We start from the raw sequence: 14,892 nt of genomic DNA, 5'->3' as shown, positions 1-14,892 counted from the left end.
GAACAGCTTGTATGCTTAGTAGAGGTTGGACGCAAATTTAAGCGTTATTAAAAAAGTGGAAGCATAATGTGCTTCAATTAGGGTGGCACCACGGGTATTATACTCTCGTCCCTACTGTGTAATCAGTAGAGGCGGGAGTTTTTTTATTTTTAATAAGATTAAAACAATTTGAGGAGGAACTGAATATGTCTATTCAAATCCCACGCGGAACACAAGATATTCTTCCAGGTAGTGTTGAGTTATGGCAGTATATCGAAGGACAAGCACGCGAAATTTGCCGTCGTTACAACTATAAAGAAATTCGTACACCAATTTTTGAGCATACGGAATTATTTTTACGCGGTGTTGGTGATACAACAGATATCGTGCAAAAAGAAATGTACTCATTCCAAGATCGTGGAGAGCGTAGCTTAACACTTCGTCCAGAAGGGACTGCACCTGTTGTACGTTCTTACGTTGAAAACAAAATGTATGGTGATGCAACACAGCCGACGAAATTATATTATATCGGTCAAATGTTCCGTTACGAAAGACCGCAAGCAGGTCGCTATCGTCAATTCGTACAATTCGGTATCGAAGCAATCGGTAGTAATGATCCGGCAATTGATGCAGAAGTAATTGCACTTGCTGTAGAGTTTTACCGCGGCATGGGCTTGAAAAATATTAAAGTTGTTCTAAATAGTTTAGGTGATGCAGCGAGCCGTCAAGCACATCGTGAGGCGTTAATCGCTCACTTTGAGCCTCGCATCGGTGAGTTCTGTTCTGATTGCCAATCTCGTTTAGAGAAAAATCCACTTCGTATTTTAGACTGTAAGAAGGATCGTGATCATGAATTAATGAGCACAGCGCCATCTATTACAGAATACTTAAACGAAGAATCAACAGTGTACTATGAAAAAGTACAAGAATTATTAACAATGGTGGGCGTTCCATTTGAAAAAGATCCAAATCTAGTACGTGGTTTAGATTACTATCAGCACACTGTCTTTGAGATTATGAGTGAAGCAGATGGTTTCGGTGCAATTACAACATTAAGTGGTGGAGGTCGCTATAACGGACTTGTACAAGAAATCGGTGGTCCAGAAATGCCTGGTATCGGTTTTGCGATGAGTATCGAGCGTTTAATTATGGCGCTAAAAGCTGAAAACATTGAGTTGCCAATTGAAAATAACATTGATTGCTATATTGTAGCACTTGGAGACAAAGCAAAAGATTATGCTGCAAAAGTTGCGTTTAATCTTCGTAAAGCTGGATTATCAGTTGAAAAAGATTATTTAGATCGCAAAATGAAAGCGCAATTTAAATCAGCGGATCGTCTAAATGCAAAATATGTAGCTGTATTAGGTGAAGATGAGTTAGATAAAGGTATCATTAACTTGAAATGTATGGCAACAGGTGAGCAAGAAGAAGTAGCATTAGATGTATTTGCTTCATATGTAGCAGAGAAATTAATATAGGGGGAACTCATAGTGGCTGAAAGAACACATGCATGTGGAAAGGTAACAGTAGAAGCAGTTGGACAAACAGTTCAATTAAAAGGTTGGGTACAAAAACGCCGTGACTTAGGTGGATTAATTTTCATCGACTTACGTGACCGCACAGGTATCGTGCAAGTTGTATTTAACCCAGAAACATCTAAAGAAGCACTAGAAGTAGCAGAAACAATTCGTAGCGAATACGTATTACACGTAGAAGGTACAGTTGTTGAGCGTGGCGCTGGTGCGATTAATGACAATATGGCAACAGGGCGCATTGAAGTACAAGCTACAAAAGTAAATGTACTAAATGCAGCAAAAACAACGCCGATTATTATCACAGATGATACAGATGCATCAGAAGATGTTCGTTTAAAATATCGTTACTTGGATTTACGTCGTCCGGTTATGTATAACACATTTAAAATGCGTCACGATGTAACAAAAACAATTCGTAACTTCTTAGATTCAGAAGAGTTCTTAGAAGTTGAAACACCGATTTTAACAAAGAGTACACCAGAAGGCGCGCGTGACTACTTAGTGCCAAGTCGTGTGCATGAAGGTGAATTTTATGCATTACCTCAATCCCCGCAGCTATTTAAACAGCTTCTTATGGTCGGTGGATTTGAGCGTTATTACCAAGTAGCGCGTTGTTTCCGTGATGAAGATTTACGTGCGGATCGTCAACCGGAATTTACACAAATTGACATCGAGGCATCATTCTTAACACAAGATGAAATTCTAGAGATGATGGAACGCATGATGACGAAAGTGATGAAAGATGCAAAAGGTGTAGAAGTTCATGCGCCATTCCCGCGTATGAAGTATGCTGATGCGATGGCTCGCTATGGTTCTGATAAGCCAGATACGCGCTTTGCAATGGAGCTTACTGACCTATCTGAATTCGCAGCGGGTTGTGGTTTTAAAGTGTTCACAAGTGCTGTAGAAAACGGTGGGCAAGTAAAAGCAATTAATGCAAAAGGTGCGGCAGGCAAATATTCTCGTAAAGATATCGATGCATTAACTGAATTCGTAAAAGTATACGGAGCAAAGGGTTTAGCTTGGTTAAAAGTTGAAGAAGATGGCTTAAAAGGCCCGATTGCGAAATTCTTCGGTGAAGAAGATGCAAACGTACTAATGAGCACATTAGAAGCGGCTTCTGGCGACTTATTACTATTCGTTGCTGATAAGAAGAGCGTTGTTGCAGATAGCTTAGGGGCACTTCGTTTACGCTTAGGGAAAGAACTGGAGTTAATTGATGAAAGTAAATTTAACTTCCTATGGGTAACAGATTGGCCACTTCTTGAGTACGATGAAGATGCTGACCGTTACTTCGCAGCGCATCATCCATTCACAATGCCATTCCATGAAGATGTTGAGTTATTAGAAACAGCACCAGAAAAAGCGCGTGCGCAAGCATATGACCTTGTATTAAATGGTTATGAGCTTGGCGGTGGCTCACTTCGTATTTATGAGCGTGATGTACAAGAAAAAATGTTTAAAGCACTTGGATTCTCACAAGAAGAAGCACAAGAGCAATTTGGATTCTTATTAGAAGCATTCGAATATGGTACACCACCACATGGCGGAATTGCATTAGGTTTAGACCGTCTTGTTATGTTACTTGCGGGTCGCACGAACCTTCGCGATACAATTGCATTCCCGAAAACAGCGAGTGCAAGCTGCTTATTAACAGCTGCGCCAAGCCCAGTTGCTGGAGCGCAGCTTGAAGAGCTGTACTTGCAATTAAACGTAAAAAAAGAGAAGTAAGAATGGATCCTAGATGGTTAGACTAAACCTATCTAGGATTCTTTTTTTAGGGCATTGTTTTAAATTTCATGGTATATAGTAAGTTTACAAAGGTAAAAATAAAAAAAGCTGGTGCAATACCAGCTTTTCGTTTTAATCAATTGGATATTAGTGGAGCCCTTTCATGAAGCTTTGAATTTTTGTTGATAACATAAATAATGTTATGCTTAATACGATAGATATAGCGCCAATAACTCCAAAGTAAATAATTTCTGTTGCAGGATTGTATAATTTTACAACCTGTGCATTTATAGCTTGTGCGGATGCAGTAGATAAAAACCACAAACTTATTGTTTGTGCTGAAAATGCAGCTGGAGCTAATTTTGTTGTTATTGATAATCCGGCAGGTGATAAACAAACTTCCCCAATTACTACTAATAAAAAGCTAAGAACTAACCAGATAGGACTTACTAGAGAATCTGTACCGTTAATATAAGCAGGAATAATCATAATCAAGAATGATAATCCAGCAAAAAGTAATCCGATAGCAAACTTTTTTGTAGTAGAAGGTTGGCGTGTATTAAGTTTTACCCAAACCCATGCAAATAATGGTGCCAGTATTACTATAAATATAGGACTTAATGATTGAAACCATGCAGATTGTATTTTGAATCCAGCAAATTGTAACTGGGTCCGTTGATCAGCATAGGTAGCTAAAATAATTGCACCTTGCTCTTGTATAGCCCAAAACATTGTAGCTGCAATAAATAACGGTATATAAGCAAGAAGGCGAGAGCGTTCAACCTTTGTAGTTTTTGGACTACGATACATATAAATGAAGTAGCAAGTAGGAATAATAATTCCTAAGATACCTATTAAAAAAGTAAAACGATTAATAGTTAATAACCCAGTGGGTATTGTAACAGCACATAAGAAGACGATAACAAGTATGCTTATGCTAAAATGTTTAAGTGTTTTCTTTCGTTCCATACTTGTTAAAGGGTTTGGTATTTGTGTACCAGCTAAACCAAGAGTCTTCTTTTTCGTAAACACAAATAGTAATAAGCCTATTATCATACCAACTGCCGCAATTCCAAAACCGAGATGGAAATTATATTGTTGACCTAATGTACCAACGACAAGAGGGGCTACAAGAGCACCTAGATTAATGCCCATATAGAAAATGCTAAACCCGGAGTCTCGACGTGTGTCAGATTCACTATATAAATTTCCAACAATACTAGAGATATTTGGTTTTAATAATCCTGTTCCAAATATTAAAAAGACCATTGATATAAATAAAGTAGTAATACTACCTGGCAGCGATAGAATAAGGTGACCAACCATAATTAAAATGCCGCCCCAAAAAACAGTCCTACTTGAACCAAGTAGGCGATCAGAGACCCAACCACCAATAATACTGGACATATATAATAGGGATCCATAAATCGCCATAATTGAGGTGGTAGTAGCTTGATCAATCCCTAATCCGCCTTGTGCAATAGAATAATACATATAGTAAAGTAATATGGCCCTCATTCCATAATAAGAAAATCTTTCCCAAAATTCCGTGAAGAATAAAGTAAATAAACCTTTAGGATGTCCAAAAAAACCTTTTTGTGGAATACTCTCAATAATTTCGTTTTTTTCTTTCCTATCCATAATGTTATCTCCTTAATATATTTAGATATTATTTCAGTATAACTTAAGAGTTTTGATTTTAAAACAAATTTTTAAGTTTACTTCATCTAGTCATAGAACGATTCCGATTCCTTTATTATGTTTTTTGAATATGCATTTTTAGGAATTCTATAACTTTTTCTATACAAATAGTCGGAAAAACGCTAGAATACATCATGGTAGACCATTTTTTGTAATAGGAGTGTAGAACTGAATGTTACATCAATTTTCACGTAATGAATTAGCCTTTGGAAAAGAAGGTCTTGAAATATTAAAAAATAGTACAGTTGGTATTTTAGGAATTGGCGGCGTAGGCTCATTTGCAGCGGAAGCATTAGCGCGTTCTGGTGTAGGACGCCTTGTATTAGTTGATAAGGACGTTGTTGATATTACAAACGTTAATCGTCAAATTCACGCATTACTTTCTACTGTAGGGCGTTCAAAGGTAGAGTTAATGAAAGAGCGTATTGCTGATATTAATCCAGACTGTGAAGTAATTGGACTAGAAATGTTCTATACAGATGAAACATACGAAGAGTTCTTTAAGCATGGTTTAGATTTCGTAGTCGATGCATCTGATACAATTACGTTCAAAATTCATTTAATTAAACAATGCTTACGACGTAAAATTAAAATTATCTCAAGTATGGGTGCAGCAAACAAAATGGATCCAACTCGTTTCCGTATTGCGGATATTTCAAAAACACACACAGATCCAATTGCGAAAGTGATTCGTACGAAACTTCGTAAAGAAGGAATTAAAAAAGGTGTGAAAGTGGTATTCTCTGATGAAAACCCAATCGTAATTCGTGAAGAGGTTCGTAAAGAAATCGTTCCAGATGAAAACGCAAAAATTCGTAAAGCGAAGTTACCACCTTCTTCAAATGCATTCGTACCATCTGTTGTCGGTCTAATTATGGCAAGTCACGTTGTGCGTGAACGTATAAAGAATGTAGAAGTAAAGCGTGTAGGACAAGAATAACAGATAAAAAGGTGTATCCCTTATTAGAGGGATACACCCTCTTTTGTTTCCGGTGTATTTATTTATCTGTATATTGGTATTTTTATGTATAATATAATTGTAAATACTCACATTTAGCTAGGGGGAGAAAGCATGGAACAATTACATCCAGCGGTAGCATTTGTAGGAGTATGGGAAAATTCAAAAGGATGGCTTGTAAAATTTAGTTGTAAAAATGGAATTACTCATAAATTGGCTGGAAATGAAAAAGCGTATTGCCAAGTATGTCAAGTAATTGCGGAACATTTGAAAACGAAAGAAGAAGCGATGGAAGTTGCGAAAGAGACGGCTGATAGGCATAATTTAGAAGTGAAAGAGCTATCTTTCATGTATATGAATTCATTTTGAAATGAAAAAGAGATTCTGCTTTAAAAAGTAGGATCTTTTAAGTTTCAAAAAAGAAATACCCACATCGGTAATGCAATAGATTCAAAGGCGACTAAAAATAATAAATAATTATCATATTTGTCCGATTTGTATGAGGAAGTTTTTTTAAGCCTTTAATAGTACAAAAACCTAAAATCAAAACAAGAATCCCGAGTGTAATTTTGAAAATTGTTAATGAAATAGATAACATCCCCTTTCAATAACGTGTTTCGTTAGGTATATAATAACATGAAAGTTATATTTCTCCTTATTTTGTTTTGAATGCACAAAAAATACTCCCCACCATGTATATAAGGTGGAGAGTATTTCAATTTTCAGCTGAATATATAATGTCTAAATTCCCGTTTTGATCGGTTTTAAAAATAGGAGCAATTTGATCTTCTTGTTCATCTACTAGCACAAGTTTTCGCGCGCGGTCCATAATTCGAACAAGCATTGCATAATCTTCTTCGATTGCTTGTTGTTTTTTCGTTAAAGTAGCTAGTTTATCCTCTAGTTTCTCGTTTGTTTGTTGTAAGGAGGCAAGCTTTTTATGCAAGTCTTCATTTTCAATTTGTATCTTTTCTAACCTAGGATTACTGTGGCCTAAGTTTTGCAAGAATGAGATTACATCCTGCATTGTAAGAGAAGGTTTATTAGAAACAAGTTCTTCGGAAAATTCAGCATCGATTATGACTTTTTGTTTTGGTTTTAATAGTTGTTCTTTTTCCGTATTTGCTTCAGAGCGTTTTAACTCTTTTCTTTGCTTCTTAGCAAGTTGTACAGTATCCTCATAATTTTGTCTAACTTCAGCATTCCAGCGAAATCCACAAGCGGCAGAAGTGCGGTTTAATTTATCTCCGACTTCATCGAATGCTTTTAGTTGTGTGCTGCCACTGCGAATATGCCGTAAGACGGTTTCTGCTAAAAGGAGATCGTCTTCTCCTGTCCATGCATCTTGGCGCGTTTTCATAAGCGAAACCTCCATTATCATGTCGTTTTCGCTTAGATTACCCTTTTGGTTTGCTTTTATGCGAACTTTGTAATCTTTCATACACACCTGAAAGTGCTTGTTCAAACTTCCCGGTTGTTTTCGGTTTATAATATTGTCTGTTTTTAATTTTATCAGGTAAGTATTGTTGCTCAATCCATCCATTTGGATAATCATGTGGATATAAGTATCCGATACCTCTGCCTAGTGATTCAGCGCCTTTATAGTGACTATCTTTCAAATGACTTGGGACATCACCTGTTTGTCCGTTTCGTAAGTCATGAAGTGCAGCATCAAGCGCCTTGTAGGCTGAGTTTGATTTTGGAGAGAGACAAAGCTCAATTACTGCATTTGCAAGCGGGATGCGAGCTTCTGGAAACCCGACGCGTTCTGCTGCTTCAATCGCAGCAAGCGTACGTGGTCCAGCTTGTGGACTAGCAAGTCCGATATCCTCATATGCCATAATGAGAAGCCTTCTCCCGATACTTTGTAAGTCGCCAGCTTCAATAAGGCGCGCTAAATAATGAAGGGCAGCATTCACGTCGCTACCTCGTACAGATTTCTGGAAGGCAGATAGAACGTCATAATGAGCATCTCCGCCTTTATCGTGAACGAAACTTTTTTTCTGCAAACACTCTTCTGCAATGTCTAATGTGATTTCTACTTTTTGATCATCTGTTGTAAAGCTAGATAATACAGCAAGTTCAAGTGCGTTATAGGCAGAGCGCATGTCTCCACCAGAGGCGTTTGCAAAGTGGCGAAGCGCTTCATCTGTAACCGTTACATTATATTCCCTAAGGCCCCTTTCTTTGTCGTTGAGCGCTCGTTTTAAGCCGATTAAAAGGTCATCTTCTGTTAGTGCGTGTAACTCGAAGATTTGGCAACGACTGCGAATAGCAGAGTTAATCGCATGGAAAGGGTTACTCGTTGTTGCGCCAATTAAGGTTAGGAGCCCGCTTTCTAAATGGGGTAAGAGAAAGTCTTGTTTTGCTTTATCTAAGCGATGCACTTCATCTAAAATTAACACAAGGTGGCGGTGCATCTTTGCTTCTTGTACGACAACTTCCATATCTTTTTTATTATGCGTAACAGCATTTAATAGGCGAAAAGGCGTCCCTGTACTACCAGCGATTGCACTAGCAATTGATGTTTTTCCAGTTCCGGGTGGGCCGTATAAAATCATCGATTGGAAATGGTTTGCCTGAACCATTCGCCATAAAATTTTCCCTTCACTAACTAAATGCTCTTGTCCAATAATTTCTTTAATATTTGTTGGACGCATTCGGTGTGCGAGTGGTTGTTTCATTGTCACCGTCTCCCTTAATATATAATCTCATTCCATGGTAACATCTTTTGGGTGAAAAATTGAAATGTGATGCTATATAATATAAGTAATCTGAGTGAATATTTTCATTTTTCTATCAATTGTAATAATTTCCGAGTTTTTCAATGTGATTTTATGTTATCATTTTGATACATAAGTTGAAATTTCTTATAATACTATATTATGCTATAATTTCATAGGATTTTGATTTTTACATTGTGTTTTTCTTACGAATAAAGATTTAACTAATAGAAGTGAAATTTTGAAAAGAGGTGCGAAATAGATGAAAATTTCAACGAAAGGCCGTTACGGCTTAACAATTATGATTGATCTTGCGAAAAAGTTTGGTGAGGGTCCGATTTCTTTAAAATCAATTGCGCAGGCGCATGACCTATCTGAACATTACTTAGAGCAATTGATCTCTCCACTTCGTAACGCTCGTCTTGTAAAAAGTACGCGTGGGGCATATGGTGGTTATGTATTATCTGATCAGCCAGCTAACATTACAGCAGGGGATGTAATTCGCGTGCTAGAAGGTCCGATTAGCGTTGTTGAAATGATAGAAGAGGAAGAGCCAGCACAGCGCCAATTATGGATGCGTGTTCGTGATGCAGTACAAGAAGTATTAGATAGTACAACTTTAGAAGATTTAGTACGCTATGAGGAAGAAAATCATGGGGGTTATATGTTTTACATTTAAATCCTTGTGAAACGATTTGGAAAGAAGGAGATCTGATGGAACGCATTTACTTAGATCATGCTGCGACATCTCCGGCTCACCCAGAAGTAGTCGAAAAGATGATTCCATATATGACAGAAATATTTGGTAATCCGTCTAGTGTTCATTTTTATGGACGCCAAACGCGCCATGCGGTAGATGAAGCAAGACGCGTTTGTGCACGCAGCATCAATGCAAATCCAAATGAAATTATTTTTACAAGCGGTGGTACGGAGGCTGATAATTTAGCGCTTTTAGGTGTGGCACGTGCAAACCGTAATAAAGGAAATCACATTATTACAACGCAAATTGAACATCATGCTATTTTGCATACATGTGAAGTACTAGAGCGAGAAGGCTTCGAAGTGACATATTTACCTGTTGATGAAACGGGCCGTGTTCGAGTTTCTGATGTGAAAGAGGCGTTAACGGGTGAAACGATTCTTGTATCTGTTATGTTTGGGAATAATGAAGTTGGAACGGTTCAACCGATTGCAGAAATTGGAGCATTGTTAAAAGAACATCAAGCTTATTTCCATACAGACGCTGTACAAGCATATGGTTTAACAGCGATTGATGTGAAGACTTTGGGCATTGATTTATTATCAATCTCAGCTCATAAAGTTAATGGTCCAAAAGGTGTAGGGTTTCTATATGTTAGCACAGGGGTGAAATTCGAACCGTTATTAACGGGCGGAGAGCAAGAGCGAAAACGCCGTGCAGGCACTGAGAATGTGCCTAGTATCGTTGGATTACAGCATGCTGTTTTTCTCGCTGAAGAAACACGTGAGCAAAAAAATGCCCAATATGAAGAATTTAAGGATATAATGGTATCTGTCTTTCAAAAAGAAGACATTACTTTCGAGGTAAACGGAAACTTAGAATATCGCTTGCCACATGTGTTTAACGTAAGTTTTACAGGAATGGATATTGAGCCGTTTCTTGTAAATCTAGACTTAGCGGGCATTGCAGTATCGAGTGGTTCTGCATGTACAGCTGGCTCTATTGACCCATCACATGTGTTAGTAGCGATGTTTGGAAAAGATTCTGATCAAATACGTTCATCCGTACGTTTTAGCTTTGGTCTTGGTAATACGAAAGAGCAAGTGGAAAAAGCAGCGTACGAAACAGTGAAAATCGTGAAGCGATTAACACAAAACTAGCATGGGAGGTGACAAGATGAACAAACTACCTCACGAAACGCGCGTTGTCATCGGAATGTCCGGTGGCGTCGATTCATCTGTAGCAGCTCTTTTATTAAAAGAGCAAGGTTATGATGTAATCGGGATTTTTATGAAAAACTGGGATGATACAGACGAAAATGGTGTCTGTACAGCAACGGAAGATTATAATGATGTAATCGAAGTATGTAACCAAATCGGTATCCCATATTATGCAGTAAACTTTGAAAAACAATATTGGGATAAAGTGTTTACGTACTTTTTAGATGAGTACCGAGCTGGTCGTACGCCAAACCCAGATGTAATGTGCAACAAAGAAATTAAATTTAAAGCCTTTTTAGAGCATGCAATCGCGCTTGGTGCGGATTATGTCGCGACAGGTCATTATGCGCGTGTTGCTTATATCGATGGCGAATATAAAATGCTTCGCGGCGTTGATGATAATAAAGATCAAACATACTTCTTAAATCAATTAAGCCAAGAGCAACTCTCAAAAACGATGTTCCCATTAGGCGAATTAAAGAAACCGCAAATTCGTGAAATGGCGAAAGAGGCTGGTTTAGCAACAGCAACGAAAAAAGATAGCACCGGTATTTGCTTTATCGGTGAACGTAACTTTAAAGATTTCTTAAGTAACTACTTACCAGCTCAGCCGGGTGTGATGCAAACATTATCTGGTGAAGTGAAAGGAAAACATGACGGTTTAATGTACTATACAATTGGACAACGTCATGGCCTTGGTATTGGTGGTAATGGTGATCCATGGTTCGCTGTTGGGAAAAATTTAAAAGAGAACATCTTATACGTTGATCAAGGTTTCCATAATGAACTTCTATACGGTGATGAAGTCATTGCTACTAATGTAGGATGGGTAAGCAACAGAGCGAAAGAAAAGGAATTTAAGTGCACTGCAAAATTCCGTTATCGTCAAGAGGATAACAAGGTAACGGTTCAAATCGTTAATGATAATACGATTCGTATTCTTTGCGATGAACCAATTCGTGCGATTACGCCAGGACAAGCGGTTGTTTTCTATGATGGGGATGAATGTCTGGGCGGTGCTACAATTGATGAAGTATATCGTAGTGGTAAGAAATTAGATTATTTAGGATAAAAAAGAAGCCTCTGCCGATTAGCGGTCAGAGGTTTCTTTCTTAAAGAGCGAATTTTTGTTCGCTCGGAAAATAGATTCTTTGTTATAATTTGTTGTAGAGGTGAAGAACATGTCAAATAAGCTTGAAGCAGGTATTCAATATATGCAAGAAGGAAATTGGGAAGAGGCAGCAAAAAACTTTACAGAAGCAATTGAAGAAAATCCGAAAGATGCACTTGGATACATTAATTTTGCGAATCTATTAGATGCACTAGGTGATAGTGAGCGTGCGATTTTATTTTATAAACGTGCATTAGAATTAGATGAAAAATCAGCTACTGCCTATTATGGTCTTGGAAGCTTATATTATAGTCAAGAGCAATTTAACGAAGCGAAAGAAATGTTTGAGCAAGCGATGCAAGCTGGCTTACAATCAGCAGATGTGACATTTATGCTTGGAATGACACACGTGCAACTTGGAAATGATCGTCTTGCATTGCCATTTTTACAAAGGGCTGCAGAATTAGATGAGATGGATGTAGAAGCGGTATTCCAATGCGGATTATGCTTTGCGAGATTAGAACATATTCAATACGCAAAACCTTATTTTGAAAAGGTATTACAAATGGATGAAGAGCATGCAGATGCGTACTATAATTTAGGCGTTGTGTATGTATTTGAAGAAAATAATGAGAAGGCACTTGCTTTATTTAAGAAGGCGACTGAAATTCAACCAGATCACTTCTTAGCAGGGAACGGCATTCGCTTATTAGAGCAAGAAGCTGAATAACAGATGTGCTTTAACGTGCAGTTATCCTTCATCTCATTATAAAGAATGAGGTGGGGGTTTTACTGCTCGTTAGGGTGAGGGAAACCGGAAAGGAGAGAAAAGATGGGAAACCAACATGCAATGGATTTGTTTGAGGAAGAGCAAAAATTTATAAAAGCACAAGTTCTTCATACCATTTTCCACAACGAAGAAAACCTCTATTCCGTTGTCAGTATGAAAATCATTGAAACAAATGAAACATACGACGAAAAAAAAGTGATGATAAATGGTCACTTTCCCCGTATGCATGAAGATGAAGTATTTACATTGACAGGTCACTTTAAAGACCACCCAAAGTATGGAAAGCAATATTTAGTTGAAACATTTAAAAAAGAATTGCCTCAAACAAAAACCGGTATGGTGCAATATTTAGCGAGTGATTTGTTTAAAGGGATTGGAAAACGGACAGCAGAAAAGATTGTTGATCATCTTGGGGGGCATGCAATTTCTAAAATTATGGACGATCCATCAGCGCTAGAAGGTGTGGTAAACAAGCAGAAAGCGCAAGAAATATATGACACAATCATTGAATATCAAGGTCTGGAAAAGGTCATGAGCTTTTTAAATGGTTATGGTTTTGGGACGAAGCTCTCAATTAAGATTTATCAGCAATATAAAGAAATGACACTTGAGGTAATTCGAAACAATCCGTATCAGCTGATTGAGGAAGTTGATGGAATCGGATTTGGAAGAGCTGATGATATAGGACGAGCGCTTGGTATATCAGGGAACCATAACGACCGTGTACGTGCTGGATGTTTTTATACGTTAGAGAATGTTTCGCTGCAAGATGGGCATGTATTTATGGAAAGAGGTCAACTGGTTCAAGAGACGATCTCGCTTTTAAATAAGCAAGAGGGCATTGTGACAGAAGAAGATGTAGTGCAGTGTGTTGAAATGATGCAAGGAGAAGGGAAAGTTATTATCGAAGATGAGCGCATTTATTTGGCTTCTTTGTTTTATTCTGAAAAGGGTGTTGTCAAATCAATTCGTCGTCTCATGAATCAAGAAGAGACGCCTTCATTTCCTGAAGCAGAAGTACTATTAACACTAGGAAAAATTGAAGAACAGCTAAAAGTACAATATGCACCGCTACAGCAAGAAGCGATTCAAACTGCACTTCATAAACCGATGATGTTATTAACAGGTGGGCCCGGTACAGGGAAAACAACTGTAATTAAAGGAATTGTTGAAATGTATGCCTCCTTGCATGGTTTATCATTGAACCCGAAAGATTACAGTGATGATAATCCGTTTCCGATCCTTTTAACCGCTCCTACAGGGCGAGCTGCGAAGAGAATGAGCGAGTCTACAGGGCTTCCAGCTTGTACAATTCATCGTTTGCTTGGTTGGACGCCAGAAGGTTCATTCCAGAGAAATGAAACAGACCCTGTGCAAGGAAAACTCCTTATTATCGATGAATTTTCAATGGTTGATATTTGGCTTGCGAATCAATTGTTTAAATCATTACCAACAAATATTCAAGTCATTATTGTAGGTGATGAAGATCAATTGCCTTCTGTAGGACCTGGACAAGTATTAAAAGATTTATTAGATGCTCATGCGATTCCAACAGTGAAGCTAACAGAAATTTACCGTCAAGCAGAAGGCTCCTCAGTTATTCAGCTTGCTCATGCGATAAAAAAAGGAACGCTTCCACCAGACTTAGCGCAAAATAAAAAAGATCGTTCGTTTATTGGTTGCTCAGGTGCTCAAATTGTTGAAGTTGTAAAGCAAGTATGTGAAAACGCAAAAACGAAAGGATTTAGCGCTAGAGATGTACAAGTGTTAGCGCCTATGTACCGCGGGCCAGCGGGGATTAATGTGTTAAATGAAGCGCTCCAAGAAGTATTTAATCCGAAAAAAGAAAAGAGTAAAGAAATTGCTTACGGTGATGTTGTGTACCGAACGGGCGATAAAGTACTTCAACTTGTGAATCAACCGGAAAGCCAAGTGTTTAATGGTGATATCGGAGAAATTGTTTCTGTCTTTTATGCAAAAGAAAATGTCGAGAAACAAGATATGATTGTCGTTTCATTTGATGGAATTGAAGTAACGTATATAAAGCCGGATTTAAATCAAATTACACATGCGTATTGTTGTTCAATCCATAAGTCCCAAGGAAGTGAGTTCCCAATTGTAATCATGCCAATTGTAAAGAGTTATTACCGCATGTTGCGCCGGAATTTAATTTATACAGGTATTACGAGAAGTAAAAAGTTTTTAATTATTTGCGGGGAAGAAGCAGCCTTTCAATCTGGTGTAAATCGCCTGGATGATTCCATGCGGCAAACGACGTTAGCTGGTCGCTTGCAGGAATCAAAAGGAGAAGTGCAAATGGTAACGATTGATGGACAAGAGATGGATGTGGAAAACATTTCACCGTATGATTTTATGTAGCAAGGTGAGATTATATAGTGAACCTTTCAACCTGTATAACGTTATTTTGAAAGTGTAAAGCCGTT

At 38.0% G+C, this 14,892-nt stretch carries 12 protein-coding genes and 1 other annotated feature (1 of these 13 only partly in view); of the genes, 9 read left to right on the top strand and 3 right to left on the bottom strand.

The genetic code is table 11. The features are described 5' to 3' along the window. Window positions 1-116 (top strand) — a binding site (T-box leader) (it extends 117 nt beyond the left edge of the window). A 69-nt stretch (window positions 117-185) separates the two neighbouring features. Together hisS and aspS are read left to right on the top strand one after the other, a co-directional pair. Continuing rightward, window positions 186-1,457 (top strand): histidine--tRNA ligase, encoded by a 1,272-nt coding sequence (hisS, locus tag LOK41_RS01515; protein WP_241814868.1) that lies wholly within the window; start codon window positions 186-188, stop codon window positions 1,455-1,457. Window positions 1,458-1,469: 12 nt separating this feature from the next. Beyond that, window positions 1,470-3,245, top strand: coding sequence for an aspartate--tRNA ligase (gene aspS / locus LOK41_RS01510; RefSeq protein WP_241814867.1), 1,776 nt, complete (start codon window positions 1,470-1,472; stop codon window positions 3,243-3,245). A 147-nt stretch (window positions 3,246-3,392) separates the two neighbouring features. Here the strand turns inward: aspS and LOK41_RS01505 are convergent, their stop codons facing one another. Beyond that, window positions 3,393-4,886 carry a peptide MFS transporter gene (locus LOK41_RS01505; protein ID WP_241814866.1) on the bottom strand — a complete coding sequence of 498 codons (1,494 nt, stop codon included), beginning with the start codon at window positions 4,884-4,886 and terminating at the stop codon, window positions 3,393-3,395. A gap of 232 nt (window positions 4,887-5,118) precedes the next feature. Between LOK41_RS01505 and LOK41_RS01500 the strand changes: the two genes are divergently transcribed. Both LOK41_RS01500 and LOK41_RS01495 read left to right on the top strand, forming a co-directional pair. Beyond that, complete coding sequence (locus LOK41_RS01500) at window positions 5,119-5,886, top strand: tRNA threonylcarbamoyladenosine dehydratase (protein WP_241814865.1); 768 nt, start codon at window positions 5,119-5,121, stop codon at window positions 5,884-5,886. 132 nt (window positions 5,887-6,018) lie between these two features. Further along, window positions 6,019-6,273 (top strand): hypothetical protein, encoded by a 255-nt coding sequence (locus LOK41_RS01495; protein WP_241814864.1) that lies wholly within the window; start codon window positions 6,019-6,021, stop codon window positions 6,271-6,273. Between the two features lie 346 nt (window positions 6,274-6,619). Here LOK41_RS01495 and LOK41_RS01490 read toward each other — a convergent pair whose 3' ends face one another. Together LOK41_RS01490 and LOK41_RS01485 are read right to left on the bottom strand one after the other, a co-directional pair. Continuing rightward, the gene (locus LOK41_RS01490) at window positions 6,620-7,264 is read right to left on the bottom strand and encodes an RsfA family transcriptional regulator (RefSeq protein ID WP_241814863.1); all 645 of its coding nucleotides are present in this window, start codon (window positions 7,262-7,264) and stop codon (window positions 6,620-6,622) included. 37 nt (window positions 7,265-7,301) lie between these two features. Then, complete coding sequence (locus LOK41_RS01485; protein WP_241814862.1) at window positions 7,302-8,588, bottom strand: replication-associated recombination protein A; 1,287 nt, start codon at window positions 8,586-8,588, stop codon at window positions 7,302-7,304. Window positions 8,589-8,889: 301 nt separating this feature from the next. Here LOK41_RS01485 and cymR point away from each other — a divergent pair, with 301 nt between their 5' ends. From cymR to recD2, 5 genes are all read left to right on the top strand, one after another. Further along, window positions 8,890-9,306: a cysteine metabolism transcriptional regulator CymR gene (cymR, locus tag LOK41_RS01480; protein ID WP_000704116.1), complete on the top strand. Its 417-nt coding sequence runs from the start codon at window positions 8,890-8,892 to the stop codon at window positions 9,304-9,306. Between the two features lie 35 nt (window positions 9,307-9,341). Beyond that, entirely contained in the window at window positions 9,342-10,487 is a 1,146-nt protein-coding gene (locus LOK41_RS01475; RefSeq protein WP_241814861.1) for a cysteine desulfurase family protein, read from the top strand. A 16-nt stretch (window positions 10,488-10,503) separates the two neighbouring features. Next, a complete protein-coding gene (gene mnmA, locus LOK41_RS01470; protein ID WP_241814860.1) occupies window positions 10,504-11,619 on the top strand; it encodes a tRNA 2-thiouridine(34) synthase MnmA in 1,116 nt (371 codons plus the stop codon). Between the two features lie 109 nt (window positions 11,620-11,728). Next, complete coding sequence (locus tag LOK41_RS01465; RefSeq protein WP_241814859.1) at window positions 11,729-12,388, top strand: tetratricopeptide repeat protein; 660 nt, start codon at window positions 11,729-11,731, stop codon at window positions 12,386-12,388. A gap of 102 nt (window positions 12,389-12,490) precedes the next feature. After that, window positions 12,491-14,827 (top strand): SF1B family DNA helicase RecD2, encoded by a 2,337-nt coding sequence (gene recD2, locus LOK41_RS01460; RefSeq protein ID WP_241814858.1) that lies wholly within the window; start codon window positions 12,491-12,493, stop codon window positions 14,825-14,827. The last annotated feature ends 65 nt before the right edge of the window (window positions 14,828-14,892 follow it).

Origin of the sequence: Bacillus sp. TL12 (assembly GCF_022625245.1) — a bacterium.
In the GTDB taxonomy this organism is placed as follows: Bacteria; Bacillota; Bacilli; order Bacillales; family Bacillaceae_G; genus Bacillus_A.
This window is presented reverse-complemented; position numbering and strand designations above follow the sequence as displayed.